Here is a 24,209-nt window from a genome sequence, read left to right as displayed (position 1 = left end):
ACAAGGCGCGGCCCGGCCCTTGCCCGATGAAGGTCCCGACCGCCCGCTTCCTCGCGCTGCCGCTCGCCGCGCTCGTCGGCCTTGCCGCCACGGCATCGGCGATTGGCGGGGGTATCGGTCGCGGCGCCGGCGCCAATACCCCCCTCTGCCCTGCCGGGCATCTCCCCCACAAGGGGGGAGATTGGCCAGAAGCAGAGCCCTGCCCGACGGACACGTCGCAAGCGCCGCCTTCATCGACTGCAAGGGTACTCGCCCAGCCCCATTCGCTGAGCGGGACATCGCCGTTTGCCGATCGCCCCCCTTGTGGGGGAGATGCCCGGCAGGGCAGAGGGGGGTGCCTCCCTCAACGCGACGACCTTTCCGAACAGGACCTCCAGCGCGTCGAGGCCGTCACTCGACCGGCGACCGACTTCTCCAGGGCCGAACCCTTCGAGGCGATGTCGGCGGGCGCGACGACGACGATCGCGCCGGTCGACCAGAAGGTCTTCCAGCAATTCTCCGCCAATCTACCCTTCGAGGACGAGCAGAATTTCAAGCTCGGCAAGGCGCTGTTCGAAAAGCTCTGGGTCTCCGCCCCTTCCTCGACGCAGGCCTCCGACGGGCTCGGCCCGCTTTACAACGCCCGCGCCTGCGAGAGCTGCCACCTGCGCGACGGCCGCGGCCGCCCGCCCGAGGCAGGCGACGCGACGTCGACGGTTTACCGTCTTGCCCGTGCGCCGCGCGACGAAGCCGAACGCCGCATGGTCGCCGATTACCAGGTGCTCAACTTTCCTGATCCCGTCTATGGCGCGCAATTGCAGGACAGCGCCGTGCCGGGGCTTGCCGCCGAAGGGCGTCTCACGGTCACCTATACGGAAGCAACGGTGCCGCTTTCCGAAGGCGAGACGGTCTCGCTGCGCAAGCCCGAATACGCGGTTGCCGATCTCGGCTATGGCCCGTTGCATCCGGCGACGACGCTGTCGCCGCGCGTCGCCCCGCCGATGATCGGCCTCGGCCTCATAGAAATGATCCACGAGGCCAACATTCTTGCGCGGGCCGATCCGGACGACCGGGACGGCGACGGCATCAGCGGACGGGCGGCGCTCGTCCGCGACCGAGACAGGAACGCGACCGCGCTCGGCCGTTTCGGATGGAAGGCCCAGAACGCGACCATTCGCCAGCAGGCGGCCGACGCCTTCGCCACCGACATCGGCATTTCCACGCCTGCCTCGGGCCGCAGCCACGGCGATTGCACCGAGGCGCAGGACGCCTGCCTGAAGCTGCCGAGCGGCGTGCAGGCGCGGCTCGGGCCGGTCGAGGCGCCCGACCCGGTGCTCGGCCTCGTCACCTTCTATTCCGCCAACCTGGCAGTCCCGGCCCGCCGCCAGGCGAGCTTTCCGCAAACGCTGAAAGGCAAGCAGCTTTTCTACGAAGCGGGTTGTCCGGCCTGTCACACGCCAAAATATGTCACCCGGCGCGACGCACCGCACAAGGAACTGGCGTTCCAGCTGATCTGGCCCTATTCCGATTTCCTGCTGCACGACATGGGCGAGGAACTGGCGGACAGCCAGCAGGTCGGTGTCGCCAGCGGGCGCGAATGGCGCACGCCGCCGCTCTGGGGGATCGGCCTGACCAAAACGGTCAGCGGTCACACATTCCTGCTCCACGACGGGCGGGCTCGCAATTCCACCGAGGCCATCCTGTGGCACGGCGGAGAAGCGGAAAAGGCCCGCAATGCCTTCGCCACCATGGCGAAGGACGACCGAAACGCCCTGCTTTCCTTTCTGGAGTCGCTCTGATGCGCTTTAAGCTTCCTCTGACCCTCGGCCTGCTGCTTCTTGCAGCCGCCGCGCCCGCAGCGGCACAGGAGGGCACTGCCCTTTCGCCGCGGGTCCTCGACGAAGCGGCCTTGCCGGGGGTGATGGCAGAGGCGGTGGATAGTTTCATCGTTCCCGGATACCGCGACCTGTCGCGGGCAACGGCCGATCTTGCCGAGAAAAGCGCCGCGCTCTGCGCGACACCGTCCGCCGCAGCGCTCGAGGAAACCCGATCGGCCTTCTCGAATGTCGTACGAAAATGGTCGACGATCGAAATCGTCCGGCTTGGACCGGCTCTCGAACAGAACCGGTTCGAGCGCTTCCTTTTCTATCCCGATCGCAAGAGCACTGGTCTCAAGCAGGTGCAGGCCATTCTTGCCAAGCACGACGAGAGTGCGACAAGGGCGGACAGTCTCAAGGGGAAGAGCGTCGCCGTGCAGGGGCTCGGCGCTTTCGAGTATGTTCTCTACGGCACCGGAGCGGAGACGCTCGCCGGCAAGGGAGGCAGCTTTCGCTGCCGTTACGGAGTGGCGATCTCCCAGAACCTGACGGCGATCGCCGACGAGCTGCTCGCCGCCTGGGAGAAGCCCGATGGCGTCCAGTCTGCCTGGAAGTCGCCCGGCCCCGGCAACCCGTTCTTCCGCGACAGCAAGGAGGCGGCGACGGAACTGCTCGGGGTTCTCGTGCACAGCGTCGAGATGATCAAGGACCAGCGGCTGCGCCCATTCTATGATGGGGCGCTCGATGGCAAGCCGGACAAGGGCCGCCCGAAGCTCGCGATCTACTGGCGCTCGGGTAACACGATGGCGTCCATTGCCGCGAACCTCGGCGGTCTGCAGGCGCTCTTCAACAGCGCAGGCATGGAGAAGCTGCTTCCCGCCGACAGCCGCTCGATCGCCGGCTCGTTGAATTTTCTGTTCAAGGCGCTGATCAGCGCGACCGACCGCGTCGAGGGGCCGATCGATGCGGTTCTGGCGGATGAGAAACAACGCGCAAGGCTCGACTTCATCGCACTCAACACCGCCGACCTCCTCGACCGGCTGAACCGCGACTTCGGCGGCGCGATCGGGCTCGGCGCCGGGTTTTCCTTCGCCGACGGCGATTGACACGCCAACGTGAAAAAGCCTCAGGTTGACAAGCCGTAAGTTTGGGAGCAAAGCGCATTCCATGCCCGTTTTTCACGGGCATGCGTCACCCACGAAGGACCAACCCAAGATGAACCCCGACAGTCGAAGTCGAGCTTTCATCGCGGCCGCTCGGACCTGATTGATCAGGGCTCCAGGCGGTCCGATGACCTCGCCCATGGAGCCCAAAATGCTGCGCATCTACCTAAGCCAGAACGGCCATCTCGCGCTCGCCGATCACGCCACCGGCCTTGCCTTCCAGGAGCCGGTCACATGGTTCGACCTTTTCAATCCCTCCGCCGATGAGACCCGGTTCGTCGAGGAGCACCTCGGCATCGCCATCCCGACCCGCGACGAGATGCAGGAAATCGAGCTCTCCGACCGCCTCTACCAGGAGGACGGCGCGGAGTTCATGACGATGACCGCGACCGCCAAGCTCGACAGCGACTATCCGGTCAAGGTGCCGGTGACCTTCGTCCTCAAGGGGGCGACTCTCGTCACGGTGCGCCACGCCGATCCGAAGCCGTTCCAGACCTATGCAACCCGCATCCAGAAACCGAACGGCGCCGTCTGCGAAACGGGCGAACTGGTCATGCTGGGTCTGCTCGAGGCTATGATCGACCGGATCGCTGACGCCCTGGAACGGGCCGGCAACGAGGTCGACGGGATCTCGCGCGAGGTGTTCCGCAAGTCGACTGCCAGCGCCACCAAGAAGACGCGCGACCTGCAGTCGCTGATCGAGCAGATCGGCCAGAAGGGCGACCTGCTGACGACCATCCGCGAAAGCCTGGTCAGCATCGGCAGGCTCGTCGCCTACCATGTGGCCCTGGAAGGCAGCACGGCGCGCAAGGCCGCCAAGGAGAGCCGGCAGCGGGTTAAGCTGATCCAGCGCGACGCCGCCTCACTCGGCGACCACGCGCTGTTCCTGTCGAACAAGATCAACTTCCTGCTCGACGCGACGCTCGGCCTGATCAATCTCGAGCAGAACCAGATCATCAAGATCTTCTCGGTCGCGGCGGTCGTGTTCCTGCCACCGACGCTCGTCGCCTCGATCTACGGCATGAACTTCGAGATCATCCCGGAACTGCACTGGCAGCTGGGCTATCCCTATGCGCTGGCGGCGATGGCGATTTCCGCGCTGTTGCCGTATCTTTATTTCAAACGCCGGGGTTGGCTGTAGATGTGGAAGAAACCCCTCCCCAGCCCCTCCCCACAGGGGGGAGGGGCTTACGATGCCGCGCCGGGCCCGCTCAACCTCAACGGTTCAGCAGGCTCGAATGTCGCAGATGGCACCTCGGGCTGCAGCGGGGGAAAGCCCCTCCCCCTTGTGGGGAGGGGTTGGGGAGGGGTCTTACCAACCGGTCGGATTCCGCCCAGGCCCATCAGGGCAAATCGCATGAGCGCCAAGACCCTCATCGACCGACGCAGCTTCGTCAAAATGGCCGGGGCCGTCTGGATGGCAACGCTTGGCTCGCGCGGCGCCTTCGCGCTCGAACGGACCGACGCCGTCTTCGCCTCGGCCTTCATGGCCCCGGACGGCGGCTACGGCATCGCGACGCTGACGGAAGCGGGAGAGATCGTCGAGCGTACGGTGCTGCCGGCGCGGGCACACGGCATGGCCTTCTCGCCGGCGACGCGCCGAGCCGTCGCCTTTGCGCGCCGGCCCGGAACCTATGCGATGATCCTGGCGACCGACGGCACTGCCGAGCCGATCGTGATCACCGCCGCCGAAGGCCGCCACTTCTTCGGCCACGGCTGCTTTTCGGCCGACGGGCGGCTGCTCTACGCGACCGAGAACGACTTTTCCGCCAATCGCGGCATGATCGGCGTCTATGACGGGACACGTGGCTTTGCCCGCATCGGCGAGTTCCCGACCTATGGCATCGGCCCGCACGACATGACGCTCGCCCCCGAGGGCGGGACGCTCGTCATCGCCAATGGCGGCATCGAGACGCATCCGGATTTCGGCCGCACCAAGCTCAATCTCGACCGCATGGAACCGAGCCTCACCCTCGTCGACACGGCGACCGGAGCGCTCATCGAGAAACATGGCCTGCCGGCTGAACTCAGGCAGCTTTCCACCCGGCATGTCGACATCGGCGCCGACGGCAGGATCTGGTTCGCCTGCCAGTACGAGGGGGCGCGCGACGACCTGCCGCCGCTGGTCGGGCATTGCGCCAAGGGGGAGAAGCTGACCTTCGTTCCCCTGCCGGAAAGCACGACGGCAGCACTCGCCAACTATGTCGGCGCCATCGCCGTCAACCGCCGCGAGGGCCTTGTCGGCCTTACGTCGCCGAAGGGCAACGTCGCCGTCACGCTCGATGCGAAAACGGGTTCGGTCGTGAAGGAGGAGCGGGTCGCAGACGCGGCAGGCGTTGCCGCCGCAAAGCCCGGCTTCGCCGTCTCGTCCTATGACGGCCTGTTCATGAGCCGCCGAAGCCCGGTCGCCTGGGACCAGCATATCATTCGGCTGGACAAGGATTAGGTCGATCGACTTCCCGCGCCGGAAAGCTTCGCCAGATCGTCCCAGCGATAGGCGATCTGCTCCAGGCTCTCGCGGCCGACGCTGACGCGTCCCTGCCCGACGGCCCGCGCGCCGAGCCGCTCATAGAAGGCCCGGTTCGGATTGCCGGCCAGCACCCAGGCGAAGAGCGATGAGGCCTGCATCTCACGGCAATGGCCCGCCACGGTGCGCACCAGCGCCGAGCCGATGCCCACGCCATGAAATTCCGGTAGCAGATAAAGCTCGTAGAGTTCTTTGTCGAAGGGGGGCGGCATCGACCTCGCCCGACCGTAATTCGCGAAGCCGATTACCCGCTCGTCCGAGAGGTCGACGGCGACCACGAGGAAAGCACCCGGAATCCGCATCCGTCGGGCATGGCCGATCGCCTGGTCTTCGACCTTCATCGCGTCGAGATAGGCATCGGAAATGATGCCGCGAAAGGTCGCGCGCCAGGTGCTGACAAGGACCGACGCGATCATCATCACGTCATCCGGCACGGCCGAGCGGATCTCGATGCGTCTGACGTTTCTCATCGAGATGATATATGGACGCAGCCCGCCTGCCGAAAGTCCGGGGCCTCGATTCGCGGCCTGCGGCGTACGGACGATTGCGCTTGTTCTCGCGCGCGACGCATGCAACTGTCTGCGCGGCGGGGCAGCCAGGACTGTTTTGACAAGGGGCTTTTGCATTGAGGGACGACAGCGAACCACACGATTTTCGTGCCCGCATCCGGGAGAGCTTCGACCGTCAGGCCGCCATGCGCACGATCGGTGCTGAACTCACCCGTGTCGAGCAGGGCACCGTGGAGATCGAGCTGCCGTTCGATCCCAAGCTGACGCAACAGCACGGTCTCCTGCATGCCGGGGTGATCTCGGCGGCGCTCGATGCCGCCGGGACCTATGCGGGCTATTCGCTCATCGACCCCGACGCATCGCTGCTGACGATCGAGTTCAAGGTCAATCTCCTGTCGCCCGGCCGCGGCGAGCGCTTCCTGTTCCGTGGTGAGGTGACGAAGCCAGGCACGACGATCATCGTTTCGGATGGCAAGGCCTATGCGGTCAGGTCCGACGGACCGGCGAAGCTGATCGCCTCGATGACCGGGACGATGATGGTGGTGCGCGGCCGTGAAGGGATCGAGGGATGAGTTTCGAGCTGAAGCCGGTGGCCGGCAAGAAGGTCCTCTACGTGATGGCCGTCGAACCGGAGTATGGTCCCTGCCTCAAGCAGCGGATCGCACCGCTGATGACGGGCGTCGGCCCGGTCGAGGCGGCCGTCGGCCTGACCAGGGCGCTTTGCGAGCTCCAGGCGGCTGGCAACCTGCCGGATCTCGTCGTCTCGCTCGGCTCGGCGGGCTCGGCAAGGCTCGAGCAGACGGAAATCTACCAGGCGACGTCGGTCGCCTATCGCGACATGGACGCCTCGCCGCTCGGTTTCGAGAAGGGCAGAACACCTTTCCTCGACCTTCCCGCCGTCGTCGAACTGCCGTTGCGCATTCCAGGCGTGAAGGAGGCACGGCTTTCGACCGGCGCCAACATCGTCTCCGGCAAGGCCTATGACGATATCGACGCCGACATGGTCGAGATGGAGACCTATGCGATCCTGCGCGCCTGCCAGAGCTTCGGCGTCCCGCTCATCGGGCTGCGCGGCATATCCGACGGCAAGGCGGAACTGCAGCATGTCGGCGACTGGACGGAATATCTGCACGTCATCGACGAGAAGCTGGCAGATGCAATCGACCGGCTTGAAGGCGCGCTCGACGGCGGCGAAATCCGGCTCTGACAGTCCCGCAGCAGCTCCTAAATTGTCCGGGTGCAATGTAAACGTTGCGCCGGCGGCGGGCTTTCATTAAAGGCTCGCCATGATCAAGCTCGCTTGAAGGCCCGCCATGACCCAGACAGCCCATCCCGACACCGTGCTCATCGTCGATTTCGGCAGCCAGGTGACGCAACTCATCGCCCGGCGCGTGCGCGAAGCCGGTGTCTATTGCGAGATCGTACCATTCCAGTCGGCCGAAGAGGGCTTCAAGCGCCTGAAACCGAAGGCGGTGATCCTGTCCGGAAGCCCGGCCTCGACGCTCGACATCGGGTCGCCTCGCGCGCCATCGGTGATCTTCGAAAGCGGCCTGCCGGTCTTCGGCATCTGCTACGGCCAGCAGACCATGTGCGCCCAGCTCGGCGGCAAGGTCGAGAGCGGCCATCACCGCGAATTCGGCCGCGCCTTCCTGGAGGTCGAGAAGGACTGTGCCCTCTTCGACGGGCTCTGGTCGCTCGGCTCCCGCCATCAGGTCTGGATGTCGCACGGCGACCGGGTGACAGCGCTGCCGGAAGGCTTCGAGGTGGTGGCGACCTCTTCGAATGCGCCCTTTGCTTTCATCGCCGACGAGACGCGCAAATATTACGCCGTGCAGTTCCATCCGGAAGTGGTGCATACGCCGGACGGCGCCAAGCTGATCTCCAACTTCGTCCACAAGATCGCCGGCATCAAGGGCGACTGGACGATGTCGGCCTACCGCGCCAAGGCGGTCGAGGCGATCCGCAAACAAGTCGGCGGCAAGAAGGTGATCTGCGCGCTTTCGGGCGGCGTCGATTCTTCCGTGGCGGCGCTGCTCATCCATGAGGCCGTCGGCGACCAGCTCACCTGCATCCTCGTCGACCACGGCCTGATGCGCAAGGACGAGGCGGCGAATGTCGTCGCCATGTTCCAGGAGCACTACAACCTCCACCTCCTCCACATCGACGCGTCCGACCGCTTCATCGGCGAGCTCGAGGGCGTCAGCGATCCGGAGACCAAGCGCAAGATCATCGGCCGTCTCTTCATCGAGGTCTTCGAGGAAGAGGCGAAGAAGCTCGGTGGCGCCGATTTCCTCGCCCAGGGGACGCTCTATCCGGACGTGATCGAAAGCGTTTCCTTCACCGGCGGCCCGTCGGTGACGATCAAGTCGCACCACAATGTCGGCGGCCTGCCGGAGCGGATGAACATGCAGCTCGTCGAGCCGCTGCGCGAACTCTTCAAGGACGAGGTGCGCGTGCTCGGCCGCGAGCTCGGCCTGCCCGAGAGCTTCATCGGCCGCCATCCCTTCCCCGGCCCGGGCCTTGCCATCCGCTGCCCCGGCGGCATCAGCCGCGAGAAGCTCGAAATACTGCGCGAGGCCGATGCGATCTATCTCGACGAGATCCGCAAGGCGGGCCTCTACGACGCCATCTGGCAGGCCTTCGCCGTGCTGCTGCCGGTGCAGACGGTGGGCGTCATGGGCGACGGGCGCACCTACGAGTTCGTCTGTGCGTTGCGCGCCGTCACCTCGGTCGACGGCATGACCGCCGACTTCTACCACTACGACATGGAATTCCTCGGTCGCGCCGCAACCCGCATCATCAACGAGGTGCGCGGCATCAACCGCGTCGTCTACGACGTCACTTCGAAGCCGCCCGGCACGATCGAGTGGGAGTGAGGGCGACGCTTCCAGTGCCTGCACCTTCGCTGAGGATAACCCGGCCGGGCTGTTGCGCCGTCGCAGCTTCCGTATAGGCTGTTCCCCGCCCGCTGCATGTTCTAAATCGCAGGCGATTTAGGACATGCAGCACTCAAAGTGCTACAGCGACCTTTGCGCGTCTTACAAGACGCGCGGCGCTGTAAATCACCGAGCGAGGAGGGTCCATGGCACGGGGAGAGTGGCGGTGGGTCAAGGCACTTGACCCCAAGGAAAAAGCGGCCGTCGCCGCGACCTGCGAGCGATTCATCGCGGAGAAGCTGAAGCCCCGCTTCCTGCCGAATATCCGCCCAACCCAGTTCAATTATCCGGTCGATATTTTCGGCAAGTGGCGAGCGGGCAAATACAGCTTCATCACGCGCTACCGTTCCGGCTTTGCCGACAATGCCGGCCAAGAATTCGACATGGCCTTCACACGCCTCAACCATCTGGAGGAATGCGTCGCCGAAACCCGGTTCGACGTCATGTGGTTCAGGCACACCGGGCGATGGTGGCGCCTCTATTCCGGTGTCACACTCGAGGAGGCGCTCCACCTTATCGAAACCGAGGAGTTGCTTCAGCCCATATGAGCCCTGAAAACAAAGTATATTTCAACGTCGACGCCTTGCGGGAGCTTGTGGGCAAGACGGTGTTCGCACGCGGCGAGGCTTATTTTCGCGAGGATCGCGTCGAACTTCTGGCGATCAAGCCGGAGCGCGTACTGGCGCGCGTGAAAGGCACGGAGAGCTACCGCGTCGAGCTTACCGGCCAAGGGCGGGCGTTCGGTGGGGATTGTACCTGCGTCGCCTTCGACGACCGCGGATCTTGCAAGCATATGGTCGCAGTGGCGCTTGCGGCCAATGCCGGCGGAGGCGAGGCAGGGCAAGACGGCACCGGCACTTTCGCGCGCATTCGCGCTCATCTGCAGGCGAAGAGCATCGACGCCCTGGTCGACATGATCATGGAGATCGCCGAGTTCGATTCGGACCTGCTTCATAGATTGGACATGGCCGCGCTTGCCACGGACGGCGACAGCAAGACGATCGAGAAGCACCTCAGGCGGGCCATCGACAGCGCCACGCAGATCGACGATTACGTTGGGTACAGGGAAGCTGCCGGATGGGCGGCCGACGTGCATCGGGTGCTTAACGTCGTCGCGGAACTGCCGGGCAAGGGCCATGGCGAACTTGCCCTGCAGCTTGCGGAGCACACCTTCGACCGAATCCAAGACGCCATGGAAAACATCGACGACTCCGACGGCCATTGCAGTACGCTGCTCGACCGGACCCGCGATATCCATCTCGCTGCGGCGCGTGCCGTCCGACCCGACCCCGTCTTACTCGCCCGCGATCTCTTTAAGCGCGAGATGGAGGGCGAGTACGACACCTTCTACAACGCCGCCGGCACCTATGCGGATATCCTGGGAGATGAAGGGCTCGCAGAATACCGCCGCCTTGCGCTCGCGGCTTGGGAGAAGTTGCCGCCACTGCGCGGCGGCGGTGGAACGCGGAGCCGAACCGCATACACTGCCGATTATAGTCAATTGCGGCGGATTCTCGACACCGTCGGCGCGGACGAACGCAATATCGAGGCGCGCATTGCGCTGCGCACGAAGGACCTGTCGTCGCCCTGGAACTACCTGGAACTGGCAGGGTTCTGCCGGAAGAACGACCGCGAGGAGCAAGCTCTGCGCTGGGCCGAGGAGGGTCTGTGGATCTTCGAGGACGAGCGACCCGACGCGCAGCTCGTCTTTATCGCCGTCGAGCTCCTGACGAAGATCGGTCGCGCCACGGATGCGGCGCAGCACCTGTGGCGGGCATTCAGGAAGGTTCCGAATTTCGAGATCTACCTGAAGCTCCGGGAACTGGAGGGAGAAGCGGTCTGCGACAGCGCGGTGCAGACGATCGAGTCCCAACTGGCCGGGGGCAAGGACGCTGGTCTCTACGCCCCGTACGATCTTCTCATGCGCATCCTGATGCATGAGGAGCGGTTCGACGCCGCCTGGGCAGTGTCATCGAGGCGTGGTGTCTCGACCGGAATGCGGCAGACGCTTGCCGATGCAAGCGCGGCGACCCATCCAGAGCAGGCGGTCCGCGTCTATGCCGAGAAGATCGAACAACTCGTCAATCTCAGCGGCAATCACAATTACGAGGAAGCGGCCCGATTGATCGACCGGATCGGCGGCTTGCGCAGCGCCGGCGAACATGCGGACTATGTCGAGTCGCTGAAGACGCGACACGGCCGCAGGCGTAATTTCATGAAGCTTTTGGGGTGAGTCCGTGCGGCGCTCCGAAATCGAAAGCCAGAACCGTTATCTCGTGAAGCGCCAGCGCGACTTTCGCCTGGCGGCGGACATCGTCACGCGCGCCTGGATGACGTTTCCGGAGGTTCAGGCGATCGCCGTCATCGGCTCGGTCGCAAAACCGCTCTGGAAGGAGGTACCCCGCTTCAGGGAGTTCCGGCGTCGCGGCATCGAGGTCTGGCACGAGTGCGGCGATCTCGACATGGCTCTTTGGATCGACTCGCAGGAGCGGCTCGGCGAGTTGCGGAAAGCATGCGCCAGGGCCTTGCGCGAGGCCTTCGAGGCGGGAGCCGGCATGAGCGTTCCGAGCAATGAAGTCGATGGCTTCCTGTTCGAACCGGGAAGCGACCGCTATCTCGGCCGCCTCTGCAAGTTCAGTCAGTGTCCCAAAGGCAAGTTCGACTGTCTCACGCCAGGCTGCGGCACGATCCCTTTCAACAAGGTCGTTCCGAGATTTACGCCATGGGCCGATCTTCTGGCGCCGGCGCGCTATGCGATGCTTTACGAACGGGGAACCGGAGTGCTGCGCTCCGCGCTCGATCTGCCGGCCGTCCAAGAAGAGTGACGCAACTGCTAATAGGTGCGCGCCGCGAGTCCCTTCGCCCCGCCTGCGGGGAGAAAGGTGCCGGCAGGCGGATGAGGGGCCATCGAGACCGCAAGCGGCGCGCTTCCGCGACCTACGGCGCCGCGCCGGTAGCCATCTTCGGGCTGTCGAGCAGAATGGTCGAGCGCAGCGTCTTGATCTCGGCGATCTGCTCGAACTCGCTCCAGAGCAGGCGCTTGTAATCGGCGACATCGCGCACCGCGATCTTCAGCAGGAAGTCGAAGTCGCCGGCAACTGTGTGGCATTCGATAACTTCCGGCATGCGGGACACCAACTCGATGAAGCGTTGCCCGACCTTGCTGGCGGTGCGTTCCAGCGTCACCTCGACAAAGGCCTGGAAGCCGATCCCCAGCGCCTTCGGGTCGACGACGACCGTCTGGCGAATGACGCCGGTCAAGTAGAGGCGCGCCAGCCGGCGCGACAGCGGTGCGGGCGATAGGCCCACCCGCTCGGCCAGTTCGTTGTTGCTGAGCGACGCATCGGCGATCAGCAACCGGATGATCCGGCGATCGGTCGCATCCAGTTCGGCCCGTTGTTCCATCGCGGCTCCCCTCGGTTCAGCAAGCTGAACGTGCAAATGTACAATTCAGAGCAAAAACCTATAAGTTATCTCCTGGATATGCGCAAATTCATCGGCGATTTTGCGCTGACCCTGCGCTACACAGAAACGGACGGGCCGCAGACGCGGCTTGCCTTTCAGCTGCCTCAAGCCGACTATCGATCGATTTCTCCGTTTCATAGGGATTTCCAGCATGTTCGACGCCCTCGCTCGCCAACCTGACGATCCGTTGCTGGCCCTGATCGGCCTGTTCCGAAAGGACGAACGCCCCGGCAAGGTGGATCTCGGCGTCGGCGTCTATCGCGACGAAACGGGGCGCACGCCGATCTTCCGCGCCGTGAAAGAGGCAGAGAAGCGGCTGCTCGAAACACAGGAGACCAAGGCCTATGTCGGGCCCGAGGGCGATCTGGTGTTCCTCGATCATCTCTGGCGTCTCGTCGGCGGCGACACGGTCGAGCGCAGCCATGTGGCCGGGGTGCAGACGCCCGGCGGGTCCGGCGCACTTCGTCTGGCGGCCGATCTGATCTACCGGATGGGCGGCCGGAAAATCTGGCTCGGCCTGCCGAGCTGGCCGAACCACGCACCGATCTTCAAGGCGGCGGGTCTCGAGATCGCCACCTACGACTTCTTCGATATGCCCTCGCAGTCCGTGATCTTCGACAATGTCGTCAGCGCGCTCGAAGGTGCAGCCCCCGGCGACGCGGTGCTGCTGCATGCGAGCTGCCACAACCCGACCGGCGGCGTGCTGACGGAAGCCCAATGGATGGAGATCGCGGCGCTGGTCGCCGAGCGCGGCCTGCTGCCGCTCGTCGACCTCGCCTACCAGGGCTTCGGCCGCGGTCTCGAGCAGGATGTCGCGGGCCTGCGCCACCTCCTAACCGTCGTTCCGGAAGCGCTCGTCGCGGTTTCCTGCTCGAAATCCTTCGGCCTCTATCGCGAGCGCACCGGTGCGATCTTCGGCGTCACCCCGTCGACCTCTTCCGCCGACACGGTGCGCTCCAACCTCGCCGGGCTTGCCCGCACCAGCTATTCGATGCCGCCGGACCATGGCGCGGCCGTGGTGCGCACCATCCTTGCCGATCCGGATCTCGCCCGCGACTGGGCCGAGGAACTGGAAGGCATGCGGCTGCGCATGACCGGCATACGCCAGGCGCTCGCCGAAGGGCTCCGGAGCCGCTGGCAGAGCCTCGGGGCAGTCGCCGACCAGGAGGGCATGTTCTCGATGCTGCCCTTGACCGAGGCGGAAGTGATGCGGCTGAGGACCGAGCACGGCCTCTACATGCCAGGCTCGGGCCGCATCAATATCGCCGGGCTGAAGACGGCGGAGGTCGCCGACGTCATCCAGAAATTCACCAGCCTCTGAACGGACTCGCCAATATGAAGGTCGACGAAAACACCAACGCCGGTGCGCCCGAGCGGCACCGGCTCTACGAGGACGCGCTCGCAATCGTCACGGGGACGCTGATCATGGCGCTCGGCGTCGTCATCTATGGCAAGGCCATGCTCATCACCGGCAGCACCGCCGGCCTGGCTTTGCTGCTGCAATATGCGACCGGCGCCGCCTTCTGGCTCGCTTTCTCGCTCGTCAACCTGCCCTTTTACATCCTGGCGGTGAAGCGCCTCGGCTGGGTCTTCGCGCTGCGCACCTTCATTGCGGTCAGCCTCGTCTCGCTGTTCTCCCGCCTGACCGCAGAATGGGTGGACTTTGCCCGACTCGATCCTCTCTATGCCGCCATCATCGGCGGCGCATTGATGGGGATGGGCCTGCTGATCCTCTTCCGTCACCGCACCGGCCTCGGCGGTATCAATATCCTGGCGATCTACCTGCAGGAGAGATGGGCGATCCGCGCCGGCTATTTCCAACTCGGCGTCGATCTCGCGATCCTCGCGGCCTCCGCATTCGTGCTGCCGCCGGCCAATCTCTTCCTGTCGGTCGTCGGCGCTGTCGTCGTCAACATGACGCTGGCGATCAACCACAAGCCCGGACGCTATGCCGGCGTGACCTGAGATCGAGGTCTTCCGGCCTTTTCTCCGGCGCCGCACGCGGCTATGTGTGATCGCGAATTTGGCGAAAGAAGATTCGGGCAATGACGGTCACCATCTACGGCATCAGGAACTGCGACACGATGAAGAAGGCGCGCGGCTGGCTTGACGGCCGCGGCACGGCCTATCGGTTTCACGACTACAAGGCCGAGGGCATCGACCGCGCTCACCTGGAGCGCTGGTGCGCCGAGCTCGGTTGGGAAACGGTCCTCAACCGCCAGGGCATGACCTTCCGCAACCTGCCCGACGCGGAGAAGCAGGACCTGACCGGCGAAAAGGCGATCGCGCTGATGCTCAAGCAGCCGTCGATGATCAAGCGGCCGGTCCTGGAAGCGGGAGGCAAGCTGCTCGTCGGCTTCAAGCCGGAGCTCTACGAAGCCGAATTCGGCGCTTGAGCGCGATGTCCAAAACCACCCGGGCAACGCAAACGCTTACGAAGGCCGGCATCGCCTTCACCGTGCACAGCTACGACTACGATCCGGGCGCCGAGCGCGTCGGGCTGCAGGCGGCCGAAGCACTCGGCGAGGATCCGTCGCGGGTCTTGAAGACGCTGATGGCGGAGGTGGACGGCAAACCGGTCTGCTGCATTGTGCCGTCGGATCGCGAAGTAAGCATGAAGAAGCTCGCGGCCGCCTTCGGCGGCAAGTCGGCGAACATGATGAAGCCGGCCGAGGCCGAGCGGCTGACCGGCTACCACGTCGGCGGCATCAGCCCCTTCGGCCAGAAGAAGCTCGTGCCCACCGCAATCGAGGAGGCCGCGCTCGGCGAAGCGCTGGTCTATATCAACGGCGGCCAACGCGGGCTACAGGTGCGGCTCGACCCGAAGGATGCGCAGGCCGTGCTCAAGGCGATCGGCGCACCGCTGATCGCTTAGGCCGTGGCTATTGCCGGCGCCTTGGAGCTTGGCTTACCCCCTCTGCCCTGCCCCGGCAGGCCAGAGGGTGTAAGGATGCCGCTTCCTCTTAAAGAGCCACCCGTCGTCGTCCCACACGATCTAACGCTTGGTCGCTCTAACCGGCATCGTGTATCAACTGAGCCGCGAGAGCAGTTTGGCAAGCTCATCCGCCTCGTTCTCGCTGAACTTCGCGCCGACGTGCTTATCGATCGACCGCGAATAGGTCTCCCACATCAGCGCCCGCATCGCCCGCCCCGCTTCGGTGACGGTGACCCAGCAGCCGCGGGCGTCCTCGTCATAGGCTTCGCGACGCACCAGACCTTTCTTTTCGAGCCGATCGATCAGGCGCGAGAGATTGTATTGGGCGAGCAGCGTCCGGGCCTCGATCTCGAAGGGCCGCAACCGGCCGGCGTCGGCCTTCACCAGTTCCCAGAGCACGTCGTACCAACCGAGCGGCGGCAGCCCTGCCGCCTTGAAGTCCTTTTCGATTGCCGCAAGCACGCGGCTCTGCGCCCGCATGAGCCCGACCCATGCGTCGGTGGTGGCCGCGGTCGGCGCGGTTTGCTCTGATCCGTCCCCATCCTTCATAGATGCAGTTACATCTATCTTGACGAATTTGGCAACCCGTTATATATGCAATTGCATCTACTTTGACGAACAGCGGAGACCCCGATGACCGCGTCCCTCACCCTGATCAGCCACCATCTCTGCCCCTATGTGCAACGCGCCGCGATCGCGCTTCACGAAAAGGGCGTACCCTTCGAACGCGTCCATATCGACCTTGCGAACAAGCCCGACTGGTTCCTGAAGATCTCGCCGCTCGGCAAGGTGCCGCTGCTCAGCATTCCGCAGGACGAGGACGAGGCGATCCTCTTCGAAAGCACGGTGATCTGCGAATATCTCGAAGAAACGCAATCCGGCGCGAAGCTTCACCCGGCCGATCCTCTGATCAGGGCACGCCACCGAGGCTGGCTGGAATTCGGCTCCTCCATTCTTTCGGATCTTTGGGTCTACGAGACGACACAGGACGTGCAGACACTCGAGGCCAAGCGGAACACGCTCAAGACGAAGTTCGCGACCGTCGAGGCCGAACTCGGTGACGGCCCCTATTTTGCCGGCGCCGGTTTCAGTCTCGTCGACGCCGTCTTCGCGCCGATCTTCCGCTATTTCGACGTGTTCGACACGATCGCGGAGCACGGCATCTTCGACGGCAGCCCGCGCGTCGGCGCCTGGCGTCAGGCACTGGCGGCTCGGCCAAGCGTCAAGGCAGCGGTAACCGACGACTACGCCGCGCGGCTGGTGGCGTTTCTCGAAAAGCACGACGCGGTCCTGCTGAAAACCGGAAAGATCGCCGCCTGATTGGAAGACAACAGAGCCTTCTGTTTTTGCGGGAAGCGGTCTAAAACGGGCGCACCCGCATCACATGCCAGAAGGAGTTCCCATGAACGCCCCCCTCCAGTCGGCCAGAAACCCCGTCGACGCCGCCAAGCTCGAAAAACTCGCCGAGGTCGCCGTCAAGGTCGGCCTGCAATTGCAGCGTGGCCAGGACTTGGTGATGACCGCGCCGATCGCCGCGCTGCCGCTGGTGCGGCTCATCACCAGGCATGCGTACAAGGGCGGCGCCGGGCTGGTGACGACCTTTTATGCCGACGAAGAGGCGACGCTCGCCCGCTACGCCCATGCGCCGGACGAGAGTTTCGACCGGGCCAGCGACTGGCTGTACCAGGGCATGGCGAAGGCCTTTGCCGGCGGCGCGGCGCGTCTGGCGATCGCCGGCGACAACCCGATGCTGCTCTCGTCTCAGGATCCACAGAAGGTGGCGCGCGCCAACCGGGCCAATTCGATCGCCTACAAGCCGGCGCTCGAAAAGATCTCCAACTTCGACATCAACTGGAACATCGTCTCCTATCCGAACCCCTCCTGGGCCAAGCAGGTCTTTTCGGATGATCCGGAAGCGATCGCCGTCGAGAAACTGGCGAACGCGATCTTCGCGGCCTCCCGCGTCGACGTCGACGATCCGATTGCCGCGTGGGCGGAGCACAACGCCAATCTCCGCCGCCGTTCGGCCTGGCTGAACGAGGCGCGCTTCGCCGCGCTGCATTTCAGCGGCCCGGGTACCGATCTGACGGTGGGGCTTGCGGACGGCCACGAATGGCACGGCGGCGCCTCGACCGCAAAGAACGGCATCACCTGCAACCCGAACATCCCGACCGAGGAGGTGTTCACGACGCCGCATGCGCTGCGCGTCGAAGGTCATGTGTCGAGCACCAAGCCGCTGTCACACCAGGGGACGCTCATCGACAATATTGAGGTGCGCTTCGAAGGCGGCCGTATCGTCGAGGCCAAGGCTTCGCGCGGCGAGGAAGTGCTGAAGAAGGTCCTCGACACCGACGACGGCGCCCGCCGGCTCGGCGAAGTGGCGCTGGTGCCGCATTCCTCGCCGATCTCGGCCTCCGGCATCCTCTTCTACAACACGCTCTTCGACGAAAACGCCTCCTGCCACATCGCGCTCGGCCAGTGCTACTCGAAATGCTTCCTGAACGGTGCCAGCCTCAGAGAGGAGCAGATCCGCGCCCAAGGCGGCAATTCCAGCCTGATCCATATCGACTGGATGATCGGCTCCGGCGCGGTCGACATCGACGGCGTGCGTGCCGACGGCAGCCGCGTACCGGTGATGCGTCAGGGCGAGTGGGCCTGATAGGTTTTTACTGCCGGCGGGTCGGCCCCTCATCCGCCTGCCGGCACCTTCTCCCCGCGTGCGGGGAGAGGGCTAGGGTGAGGGGGCAGTTGCCTCGCAACATGCACGATTTCATTAAGTCCGACCCGGCACCGTGCGGCGCACCATTTGCGCCTGCTGGCTCATCCAGACACTTGCGAACACAACGACGATCCCGAACACCTGCACCGCCGTCATCTGCTGGCCAAGCACGCCCCAACCAAGCAAGATTGCCACGACGGGGCTCAGGAAGCCGAGCGGTGCGACCTGGGAGGGCTCCAGCCGTGACAGACCGCGGAACCACAGAAGATAGGTGAAGGCGGCGCCGATCAGGCCGAGATAGGCGAAACCCATGATATTGGAGGCGGTGAGCGCTGGCAGCGGGGGCTCGAAGAACATAGCAACCGGCACAAGGAGAAGCCCACCGGCCGCCAATTGCCAGGCGGTAAAGGTCAGCGGCGAGACAGGCGGCGTCCAATGCCGGCTAAGCACCGTGCCGAAAGCCATGGAGACGGCGCCGGCCAGGCCGGCCACGACCCCGAGCGGATCGAGCGCCGCGCCGGGCGTCAGCACCAGAAGCGCGACGCCGGCCATGCCTGCCAGACCGCCGACAATGCTTAGTATCCGGATCGGCGAACCGAGCACGACACGGGAGAGCAGCACGACGATCAGCGGCTGGACTGCGCCGACCGTCGCGGCGACGCCGCCCGGAAGGCGATAGGCGGAGACGAACAGCATCGCCCAGAAGAAGGAGAAGTTGAGCGCGCCGAGCAGGAAGCTGCGCGCCCACCAGATGCCCGTCGGCATTTGCCGGACGACGAGCAGCAGCAGGAGGCCCGCAGGCAGGGCTCTCAGCATCGCCACCGTCAGCGGGTAGCCGGCCGGCAAGAATTCGGTGGTAACCAGATAGGTACTTCCCCAGATCGCCGGGGCTATGGCCGTGAAGGCAATGTCGAAATTTCGCGCTTCCATTTTCTTCATCTCAATAATCTTGATATAAAGATAACTAACATAATTTAACTTGACGTCAAGATACCAAGGCATTACAACCACGACGAAGGCGCGGAGCGGCTCCGCCCGTCAGACCATGGGCGCGCATGAGGCAAAGCGACAAGGACCATGTGGACAAGATCCTGGCACAGTGGCGCAGGGAGCGGCCGGAGCTGGACATCTCCGCCATGGGTCCCCTCGGCCGCCTGGCGCGGCTCAGGGCCCATATCGCCCGGGAGCAGGAAACGGTCTTCGCCGAATACGATCTGACATCGGCAAGCTTCGACGTCTTGGCGACGCTCCGCCGCTCCGGCGCTCCCTTTCAGCTTTCGCCCGGCGAGTTGCTTGCGGCGACAATGGTTACCTCCGGCACCATGACCAACCGCATCGACCAACTCGAAAAAGCAGGCCTCGTCGAGCGCCTGGACAATCCCGAAGACCGGCGCGGCGTGATCATCGCGTTGACGCCAGAGGGCTTGAAGCGCATCGATGCCGCCGCGGCCGCCCACGTCGCCAACCAGCAGCGCCTCATCGCGGGCCTCGAGCCCGACGAGCAGGAGGCGCTCGACGCGCTGCTTAGGAAATTTCTCGCGACATTCGAATGAGCCGATCAGATGCGGCTCACCAAGGCGCGCACCCGATCGAGGTGGCGCTTGCGCTTCGCCGCCGTCGCCCGGTCCATGTCGTGGAGATTGATCATCCGGAAGTCGAGGCGCTTGCTGCAGAAGGCGGCGATGCCGCGCTTGAGCAGCCGGCGCACCGGATTGCCCATATAGAGATGCACCACCCACTACAGCGCCGCGCGTCCAACCGGACGCGCTAAGGTCGCTGTAGCACTTTGAAATGCTGCATGATTTTGTCCTTAAATCGATTCCGATTTAAGGAATCATGCAGCAGGGCGACCCAGTCGTCGTCAGTGCCCAGAAGAGTTTTATGTTGCTGAGACGCGGAATGATCCGTCCGCCCGCCTGATCGTGCTCGAAGGCGACACCCGGCGCAAAGACGCGGTCGAAGAAGCCCTTGAGGATCGCCGGGAAATTGAACCACCACTGCGGAAACACGAGCACGAGGCCTTCGGCCGCCCGAAGCCGCTCGATCCAGCCGGTGACCTCGGAGGCGTCGTATCGCTCCGCAAAAAAGCTGCCGCGCTCCGCGGCGCTGAGCCGCGGATCGAACCGCTCACGATAGAGATCGAGCAGATCGACGGTATGGCCGCGGCCCTCCAGGGCATGTTTGGCAGCTTTTGCGACACTCGCCGCGAAGCTGTCCTCAAGCGGGTGGGCGAGGACCATCAGAATCCGCATCGCCACCCTTCCTCTTAGAACAAGCTTCCCTGCTTCGTCGGCACGACCGGCCGGCTCGCCCGTTTCTTCGGCGCAGCCGGCGGGGGGGCGCCCTCCTCGCCCGCAACCGCCGAAACGCGGCCGTCGGCAAACTCGAGCGACAGCGCCATGCCCGCCGTCACCGCCGCCGCCTGCTTCACCGGATCGCCCGCGGCATCGCGCACCAGCGCGAAACCGCGCTGCAGGACATTTCGGTAGGACAGCGATTGCAGCACGCGGTCCTGCGCCGCGAGCGCGCCTTTCAGCCGGCGCATCTCGGCAGCCATCGCCGCGTCCGCCCGCCTGCCCAGACCCGAGACCCGATCCGATGAGCGATGGATCTGACCCGCGAGACGCGAGGGCAGCGTGCGAAGTGATGCGTCGGCGGCGGAAACGCGCGCCTGCCGCCGGTCGATCTGGCGCTCCACACAGCGCTCGGCCTTGTTTATCGCTTCGAGGAGATGCCGCCGTTGCTCGCGGATCCTCGTCGTCAGCAGTTCCGGTCGCAGATGCGCCGCGATGCGCTCGAAGCTGCGGCGCTTGTTGGCGGTATTCATCTGCAGGCCGCGGCCGAGACCGGCGGCCGCCTCGTCGAAGCGTCTTCTCGGTAAGGCGAGCAACTGGTCGAGCGACGGCAACGCCCGGGCCAGCGCCCGGAGCGCGTGGCGCCGGTGATCCATCTGCCGCGTCGCGGCTGCCTGCAGCCGGGCGGACAGATTGGCGACCTGCGCCTCGAGATCGGCTTTCACCGGCACCGCCATCTCGGCCGCTCCGGTCGGCGTCGGAGCCCGCTGGTCCGAGGCGTAATCGATCAGCGTCCAGTCGGTTTCGTGCCCGACGGCGGAGATCAGCGGAATGCCGGAGGCCGCCACCGCCCGGACCACCGCCTCGTCGTTGAAGCCCCAGAGATCCTCGAGGCTGCCGCCGCCACGCGCGACGATCAGCACGTCCGGGCGCGGAATGGGTCCGCCTTCCTCCAGGGCATTGAAGCCCCGGATCGCCGCCGCGACCTCTTCGGACGCCCCGTCACCCTGAACGCGCACCGGCCAGACGACCACGTGGACCGGGAAGCGATCGGCGATTCGGTGCAGGATGTCGCGGATGACCGCGCCGGTCGGCGAGGTGACGACGCCGATCACCTTCGGCATGAAAGGCAGCGGCCGCTTGCGCGCCGCATCGAACAGGCCCTCGGCCGCAAGCTTGCGCTTGCGCTCCTCGAGGAGCGCCATCAGCGCGCCGGCGCCGGCCGGTTCCAGCGAATCGATGACGATCTGGTACTTCGACGAGCCGGGGAAGGTCGTGACCCGGCCGGTCGCGATGACCTCCATCCCCTCCTCCGGGCGAAGCTTCAACCGCGCGAAAGTGCCCTTCCAGATCACCGCTTCCATCCGGGCGCGATCATCCTTCAGCGCGAAATAGGCATGGCCTGATGAATGCGGCCCGCGATAGCCGGAAATCTCGCCGCGCACGCGGACATGCTCGAAGGCCTGTTCGAGCGTGCGCTTGATCGAGCCGGACAGCTCCGACACCGAATATTCGGCGACATTGGACGAAGAATCGGAATCGAAGAAAGAGGTCATGCGCCTTTGTAGCCGACCGGGCGCCGAAGATCAGCAGTCCGCGGCGCCTTTCTACGGTTTTTCTGGCGAGGCCCGCCGTTGTGGCGGGCCGCCTTGCCGGCCTCAGACCGGTTCCCAGCCATCCCGCTCGCTGGCGCGATAGATCGCGTCGATGAATTTCTGGTTGAGGCGGGAGCTCTCGAGTGTCACGACCTCTTCCGCCTCGCCCTTCGCGGCGCGCGCGAAAGCTTCCGCCTCGAGCTTGTACTGGCGCGCATCCTGGAAGCGGAAAAGCTGCGACTGGGCGTGATTCTGGTTGGTAAGCTCCACTTCCTCGCGGCCGTAGCGGTCCGCATTGAAGGGCGATTTCACTTCGATAAAACCCTGGTCGCCATGGAAGACCATGACCTGGCGGGCGGCGAGCTGGGTGGAGATGTAGAAGCTCAGCTCGAAATCTCCGAAGTCGGCGCGAACGCTCGAATAGATGTCGGTGCCGAATTCCGGATCTCGGTCGGTATTGGCCTGGACGCGCAGCGGCTCCCTGCCGGTGGTGAACCGGGTGGTGATCGCCGGATAGACGCCGATGTCCGGCAGGCCGCCGCCGCCGAGCGACGGTACATTGCGCATGTTGCCGGGGTCGCGATTGTAATAGGTGAAGGCGCCCTGGACGTGCCGCAGCTTGCCGATGGCACCCTCGGACAACAGCGACCGCACTTTCCGCCAGACGGGGCTGTAGGTCACCATATAGGCTTCCGATATCAGCACCTTGTTGCGGTCGCGCGCCGCGATCACCGCGTCGATCTCCGCGGCCTTCAGCGCCAGCGGCTTCTCGCAAAGCACATGCTTGCCGGCATCGGCCGCCTTGATCGCCCATTCGACGTGCTGCGAAGTCGGGAGCGGGATGTAGACGGCGTCGATGACGTCCGAGGCGAGCATCTCCTCATAGGAACCGAAGGCATGCGGCACCGAGAAGCGATCGGCCATCGCCCTCGCCTTGGCCACGTCGCGGCTGGCGATTGCCGTGACGACGCAATTCTCGGCGTCCTGAATGGCCGGCACGACCAGTTCGCGGCCGATCCTGGCCGTCGACAATATTCCGAAGCGCAACATGGAGCAGTCTCCTGTTAGAGCGGACTCGCGAAGAAAGGCAGAGGCTCCCTCGGGCCGCACCTGTGTGGGGATCGATCGCGTCCTGATATTTCCAGATCGCACGATCAGGGCGGGCCGAGACTATCGCCGAGGTACGTGCCGAGCAAGGCTCGAACTGACCAGAAAATCCAATCCGGCGGGTGTCCTCCGCAGGGAACTGGCCTATGTTTCACCGGCAATCCTCCCGATCGCAGCTTGTTTTCATCCAACCAACGTGGAGCGAAACCATGGAAATGCGCAGACTTGGCCGTACGGGTCTTTCAATCGCCCCGCTCGTCTTCGGCGGCAATGTGTTCGGCTGGACCGCGGACGAGAAGACGTCATTCGGCCTTCTCGACGCCTTTTTCGATGCGGGTTTCAACGCCGTCGACACGGCGGATGTCTATTCCTCCTGGGTCCCCGGAAACCAGGGCGGCGAGTCCGAGACGATCATCGGCGGGTGGCTGAAGCAGTCCGGGCGCGCGCGGGACGAGGCAGTGATCATCACCAAGGTCGGCTCGGAACTTGGCCCGGAACGCAAAGGACTTTCGCGCCGCTGGATCCAGCAAGCGGTCGAGGACTCGCTGAGGCGCCTGCAGACCGACCATATCGACCTCTATCTGTCGCATTGGCCCGATCCGCAGACGCCCTGCGAGGAAACGCTTGCCGCCTATGAGACGCTGCTGTCGCAAGGCAAGGTGCGGGCGATCGGCGCCTCGAACCTCGATGCCGGGCAATTGCGCGACGCCCTCGATATCGCGGCGGCAAGAGGCCTGCCGCGCTACGAGGTGCTGCAGCCCGAATACAATCTCTACGACCGCGCCGCCTATGACGGTACCTTGCGCAATCTCTGCATCGCCGAGGAGATCGGCGTCATCACCTATTTCAGCCTGGCGCGCGGCTTCCTTTCCGGCAAGTACCGCTCGCACACGGATCTCGAAGGCTCGGCCCGCGGTGGCGGCGTCGAGAAATATCTCGACGGGCGCGGCATGCGCATTCTCGGCGTGCTCGACGAGATCGCCGAGGAGACCGGCGCGAAACAGGCGGAGATCGCGCTCGCCTGGATCATCGCCCGCGACGGCGTCACCGCCCCGATCGCCAGCGCCACCAATCGCGATCAGGTCGAAAGCCTCGTGAGATCCGCGGAACTCAAGCTCTCGGAGGAGGCAATCCAAAGGCTCAACGACGTGAGCCAGTAAACC

24 protein-coding genes and 1 pseudogene are annotated in these 24,209 nt (G+C 64.7%); 18 read left to right on the top strand and 7 right to left on the bottom strand.

The genetic code is table 11. From position 1 onward, the window contains the following. The first annotated feature begins 26 nt into the window (after positions 1–26). The 4 genes from NGR_RS29405 (at position 27) to NGR_RS29390 (ending at position 5,405) form a co-directional block, all read left to right on the top strand. Positions 27–1,778, top strand: a complete 1,752-nt coding sequence (locus NGR_RS29405; protein WP_012710124.1) for a di-heme oxidoredictase family protein — start codon at positions 27–29, stop codon at positions 1,776–1,778. Then, positions 1,778–2,902 (top strand): imelysin family protein, encoded by a 1,125-nt coding sequence (locus tag NGR_RS29400; protein ID WP_012710123.1) that lies wholly within the window; start codon positions 1,778–1,780, stop codon positions 2,900–2,902. The genes NGR_RS29405 and NGR_RS29400 overlap by 1 nt, the downstream gene beginning before the upstream one ends. A gap of 208 nt (positions 2,903–3,110) precedes the next feature. After that, complete coding sequence (locus NGR_RS29395; protein ID WP_012710122.1) at positions 3,111–4,100, top strand: magnesium transporter CorA family protein; 990 nt, start codon at positions 3,111–3,113, stop codon at positions 4,098–4,100. Between the two features lie 216 nt (positions 4,101–4,316). Continuing rightward, the gene (locus tag NGR_RS29390) at positions 4,317–5,405 is read left to right on the top strand and encodes a DUF1513 domain-containing protein (protein WP_164924568.1); all 1,089 of its coding nucleotides are present in this window, start codon (positions 4,317–4,319) and stop codon (positions 5,403–5,405) included. Here NGR_RS29390 and NGR_RS29385 read toward each other — a convergent pair. After that, entirely contained in the window at positions 5,402–5,956 is a 555-nt protein-coding gene (locus NGR_RS29385) for a GNAT family N-acetyltransferase (RefSeq protein ID WP_164924567.1), read from the bottom strand. The genes NGR_RS29390 and NGR_RS29385 overlap by 4 nt on opposite strands. A 224-nt stretch (positions 5,957–6,180) precedes the next feature. On the opposite strand from NGR_RS29385, the gene NGR_RS29380 reads away from it, so the two are divergent. The 6 genes from NGR_RS29380 (at position 6,181) to NGR_RS29355 (ending at position 11,756) form a co-directional block, all read left to right on the top strand. After that, positions 6,181–6,567: a PaaI family thioesterase gene (locus NGR_RS29380; RefSeq protein WP_234782428.1), complete on the top strand. Its 387-nt coding sequence runs from the start codon at positions 6,181–6,183 to the stop codon at positions 6,565–6,567. Continuing rightward, positions 6,564–7,202 (top strand): 5'-methylthioadenosine/S-adenosylhomocysteine nucleosidase, encoded by a 639-nt coding sequence (locus NGR_RS29375; RefSeq protein WP_012710118.1) that lies wholly within the window; start codon positions 6,564–6,566, stop codon positions 7,200–7,202. Before NGR_RS29380 ends, NGR_RS29375 begins: the two co-directional genes overlap by 4 nt. Positions 7,203–7,308: 106 nt before the next feature. Beyond that, a complete protein-coding gene (gene guaA, locus NGR_RS29370) occupies positions 7,309–8,871 on the top strand; it encodes a glutamine-hydrolyzing GMP synthase (RefSeq protein WP_012710117.1) in 1,563 nt (520 codons plus the stop codon). Between the two features lie 206 nt (positions 8,872–9,077). After that, positions 9,078–9,479, top strand: coding sequence for a hypothetical protein (locus NGR_RS29365; protein WP_012710116.1), 402 nt, complete (start codon positions 9,078–9,080; stop codon positions 9,477–9,479). Continuing rightward, positions 9,476–11,164 (top strand): SWIM zinc finger family protein, encoded by a 1,689-nt coding sequence (locus tag NGR_RS29360; RefSeq protein ID WP_202800176.1) that lies wholly within the window; start codon positions 9,476–9,478, stop codon positions 11,162–11,164. Before NGR_RS29365 ends, NGR_RS29360 begins: the two co-directional genes overlap by 4 nt. 4 nt (positions 11,165–11,168) lie before the next feature. Continuing rightward, positions 11,169–11,756, top strand: a complete 588-nt coding sequence (locus NGR_RS29355) for a hypothetical protein (RefSeq protein WP_012710114.1) — start codon at positions 11,169–11,171, stop codon at positions 11,754–11,756. Positions 11,757–11,868: 112 nt separating this feature from the next. Here NGR_RS29355 and NGR_RS29350 read toward each other — a convergent pair whose 3' ends face one another. After that, on the bottom strand, positions 11,869–12,336 hold the full coding sequence (locus NGR_RS29350) for an Lrp/AsnC family transcriptional regulator (protein ID WP_012710113.1): 468 nt from the start codon (positions 12,334–12,336) through the stop codon (positions 11,869–11,871). A 211-nt stretch (positions 12,337–12,547) separates the two neighbouring features. Here NGR_RS29350 and tatA point away from each other — a divergent pair, with 211 nt between their 5' ends. The 4 genes from tatA to ybaK all read left to right on the top strand — a co-directional run bounded on the left by tatA (position 12,548) and on the right by ybaK (position 15,271). Beyond that, positions 12,548–13,717 (top strand): tyrosine aminotransferase, encoded by a 1,170-nt coding sequence (gene tatA / locus NGR_RS29345; RefSeq protein WP_012710112.1) that lies wholly within the window; start codon positions 12,548–12,550, stop codon positions 13,715–13,717. Positions 13,718–13,731: 14 nt separating this feature from the next. Then, positions 13,732–14,361 carry a YitT family protein gene (locus tag NGR_RS29340; protein WP_012710111.1) on the top strand — a complete coding sequence of 210 codons (630 nt, stop codon included), beginning with the start codon at positions 13,732–13,734 and terminating at the stop codon, positions 14,359–14,361. 80 nt (positions 14,362–14,441) lie between these two features. After that, positions 14,442–14,792 carry an ArsC family reductase gene (locus tag NGR_RS29335; protein ID WP_012710110.1) on the top strand — a complete coding sequence of 117 codons (351 nt, stop codon included), beginning with the start codon at positions 14,442–14,444 and terminating at the stop codon, positions 14,790–14,792. A 5-nt stretch (positions 14,793–14,797) separates the two neighbouring features. Then, entirely contained in the window at positions 14,798–15,271 is a 474-nt protein-coding gene (gene ybaK / locus NGR_RS29330; RefSeq protein ID WP_164924566.1) for a Cys-tRNA(Pro) deacylase, read from the top strand. A gap of 153 nt (positions 15,272–15,424) precedes the next feature. Here the strand turns inward: ybaK and NGR_RS29325 are convergent, their stop codons facing one another. After that, the gene (locus NGR_RS29325; protein ID WP_164924565.1) at positions 15,425–15,880 is read right to left on the bottom strand and encodes a MarR family winged helix-turn-helix transcriptional regulator; all 456 of its coding nucleotides are present in this window, start codon (positions 15,878–15,880) and stop codon (positions 15,425–15,427) included. 84 nt (positions 15,881–15,964) lie between these two features. Between NGR_RS29325 and NGR_RS29320 the strand changes: the two genes are divergently transcribed. Beyond that, positions 15,965–16,651 (top strand): glutathione S-transferase family protein, encoded by a 687-nt coding sequence (locus tag NGR_RS29320; protein ID WP_012710107.1) that lies wholly within the window; start codon positions 15,965–15,967, stop codon positions 16,649–16,651. Between the two features lie 82 nt (positions 16,652–16,733). Continuing rightward, the gene (locus NGR_RS29315; protein WP_012710106.1) at positions 16,734–17,990 is read left to right on the top strand and encodes an aminopeptidase; all 1,257 of its coding nucleotides are present in this window, start codon (positions 16,734–16,736) and stop codon (positions 17,988–17,990) included. Positions 17,991–18,104: 114 nt separating this feature from the next. On the opposite strand, the gene NGR_RS29310 is transcribed toward NGR_RS29315, so the two are convergent. Further along, entirely contained in the window at positions 18,105–18,980 is an 876-nt protein-coding gene (locus NGR_RS29310) for an EamA family transporter (protein WP_164924698.1), read from the bottom strand. A gap of 125 nt (positions 18,981–19,105) precedes the next feature. Between NGR_RS29310 and NGR_RS29305 the strand changes: the two genes are divergently transcribed. Continuing rightward, on the top strand, positions 19,106–19,603 hold the full coding sequence (locus NGR_RS29305; protein ID WP_012710104.1) for a MarR family winged helix-turn-helix transcriptional regulator: 498 nt from the start codon (positions 19,106–19,108) through the stop codon (positions 19,601–19,603). Positions 19,604–19,608: 5 nt separating this feature from the next. On the opposite strand, the pseudogene NGR_RS33885 reads toward NGR_RS29305, so the two are convergent. The 3 genes and pseudogenes from NGR_RS33885 to NGR_RS29285 form a co-directional block, all read right to left on the bottom strand. After that, a pseudogene (locus NGR_RS33885) lies at positions 19,609–20,302 on the bottom strand (NAD(P)H-dependent oxidoreductase). A gap of 14 nt (positions 20,303–20,316) precedes the next feature. Continuing rightward, on the bottom strand, positions 20,317–21,900 hold the full coding sequence (xseA, locus tag NGR_RS29290) for an exodeoxyribonuclease VII large subunit (protein ID WP_012710101.1): 1,584 nt from the start codon (positions 21,898–21,900) through the stop codon (positions 20,317–20,319). Between the two features lie 102 nt (positions 21,901–22,002). Further along, positions 22,003–22,989, bottom strand: coding sequence for a Gfo/Idh/MocA family protein (locus NGR_RS29285; protein WP_012710100.1), 987 nt, complete (start codon positions 22,987–22,989; stop codon positions 22,003–22,005). A 266-nt stretch (positions 22,990–23,255) separates the two neighbouring features. On the opposite strand from NGR_RS29285, the gene NGR_RS29280 reads away from it, so the two are divergent. Continuing rightward, a complete protein-coding gene (locus NGR_RS29280; protein ID WP_012710099.1) occupies positions 23,256–24,206 on the top strand; it encodes an aldo/keto reductase in 951 nt (316 codons plus the stop codon). Positions 24,207–24,209: the final 3 nt, after the last annotated feature.

It is taken from the genome of Sinorhizobium fredii NGR234 (genome assembly GCF_000018545.1).
In the GTDB taxonomy this organism is placed as follows: domain Bacteria; phylum Pseudomonadota; class Alphaproteobacteria; order Rhizobiales; family Rhizobiaceae; genus Sinorhizobium; species Sinorhizobium fredii_A.
Note: the sequence above shows the minus strand (reverse complement) of the source record. Positions and strands in the feature narration are given on the sequence as shown.

Coding starts and splice junctions, on each gene's coding strand:
- NGR_RS29405 (WP_012710124.1), top strand. CDS start 27: ATGAAGGTCCCGACCGCCCGCTTCCTCGCGCTGCCGCTCGCCGCGCTC.
- NGR_RS29400 (WP_012710123.1), top strand. CDS start 1,778: ATGCGCTTTAAGCTTCCTCTGACCCTCGGCCTGCTGCTTCTTGCAGCC.
- NGR_RS29395 (WP_012710122.1), top strand. CDS start 3,111: ATGCTGCGCATCTACCTAAGCCAGAACGGCCATCTCGCGCTCGCCGAT.
- NGR_RS29390 (WP_164924568.1), top strand. CDS start 4,317: ATGAGCGCCAAGACCCTCATCGACCGACGCAGCTTCGTCAAAATGGCC.
- NGR_RS29385 (WP_164924567.1), bottom strand. CDS start 5,956: ATGAGAAACGTCAGACGCATCGAGATCCGCTCGGCCGTGCCGGATGAC.
- NGR_RS29380 (WP_234782428.1), top strand. CDS start 6,181: ATGCGCACGATCGGTGCTGAACTCACCCGTGTCGAGCAGGGCACCGTG.
- NGR_RS29375 (WP_012710118.1), top strand. CDS start 6,564: ATGAGTTTCGAGCTGAAGCCGGTGGCCGGCAAGAAGGTCCTCTACGTG.
- guaA (WP_012710117.1), top strand. CDS start 7,309: ATGACCCAGACAGCCCATCCCGACACCGTGCTCATCGTCGATTTCGGC.
- NGR_RS29365 (WP_012710116.1), top strand. CDS start 9,078: ATGGCACGGGGAGAGTGGCGGTGGGTCAAGGCACTTGACCCCAAGGAA.
- NGR_RS29360 (WP_202800176.1), top strand. CDS start 9,476: ATGAGCCCTGAAAACAAAGTATATTTCAACGTCGACGCCTTGCGGGAG.
- NGR_RS29350 (WP_012710113.1), bottom strand. CDS start 12,336: ATGGAACAACGGGCCGAACTGGATGCGACCGATCGCCGGATCATCCGG.
- tatA (WP_012710112.1), top strand. CDS start 12,548: ATGTTCGACGCCCTCGCTCGCCAACCTGACGATCCGTTGCTGGCCCTG.
- NGR_RS29340 (WP_012710111.1), top strand. CDS start 13,732: ATGAAGGTCGACGAAAACACCAACGCCGGTGCGCCCGAGCGGCACCGG.
- NGR_RS29335 (WP_012710110.1), top strand. CDS start 14,442: ATGACGGTCACCATCTACGGCATCAGGAACTGCGACACGATGAAGAAG.
- ybaK (WP_164924566.1), top strand. CDS start 14,798: ATGTCCAAAACCACCCGGGCAACGCAAACGCTTACGAAGGCCGGCATC.
- NGR_RS29325 (WP_164924565.1), bottom strand. CDS start 15,880: ATGAAGGATGGGGACGGATCAGAGCAAACCGCGCCGACCGCGGCCACC.
- NGR_RS29320 (WP_012710107.1), top strand. CDS start 15,965: ATGACCGCGTCCCTCACCCTGATCAGCCACCATCTCTGCCCCTATGTG.
- NGR_RS29315 (WP_012710106.1), top strand. CDS start 16,734: ATGAACGCCCCCCTCCAGTCGGCCAGAAACCCCGTCGACGCCGCCAAG.
- NGR_RS29310 (WP_164924698.1), bottom strand. CDS start 18,980: ATGGAAGCGCGAAATTTCGACATTGCCTTCACGGCCATAGCCCCGGCG.
- NGR_RS29305 (WP_012710104.1), top strand. CDS start 19,106: ATGAGGCAAAGCGACAAGGACCATGTGGACAAGATCCTGGCACAGTGG.
- xseA (WP_012710101.1), bottom strand. CDS start 21,900: ATGACCTCTTTCTTCGATTCCGATTCTTCGTCCAATGTCGCCGAATAT.
- NGR_RS29285 (WP_012710100.1), bottom strand. CDS start 22,989: ATGTTGCGCTTCGGAATATTGTCGACGGCCAGGATCGGCCGCGAACTG.
- NGR_RS29280 (WP_012710099.1), top strand. CDS start 23,256: ATGGAAATGCGCAGACTTGGCCGTACGGGTCTTTCAATCGCCCCGCTC.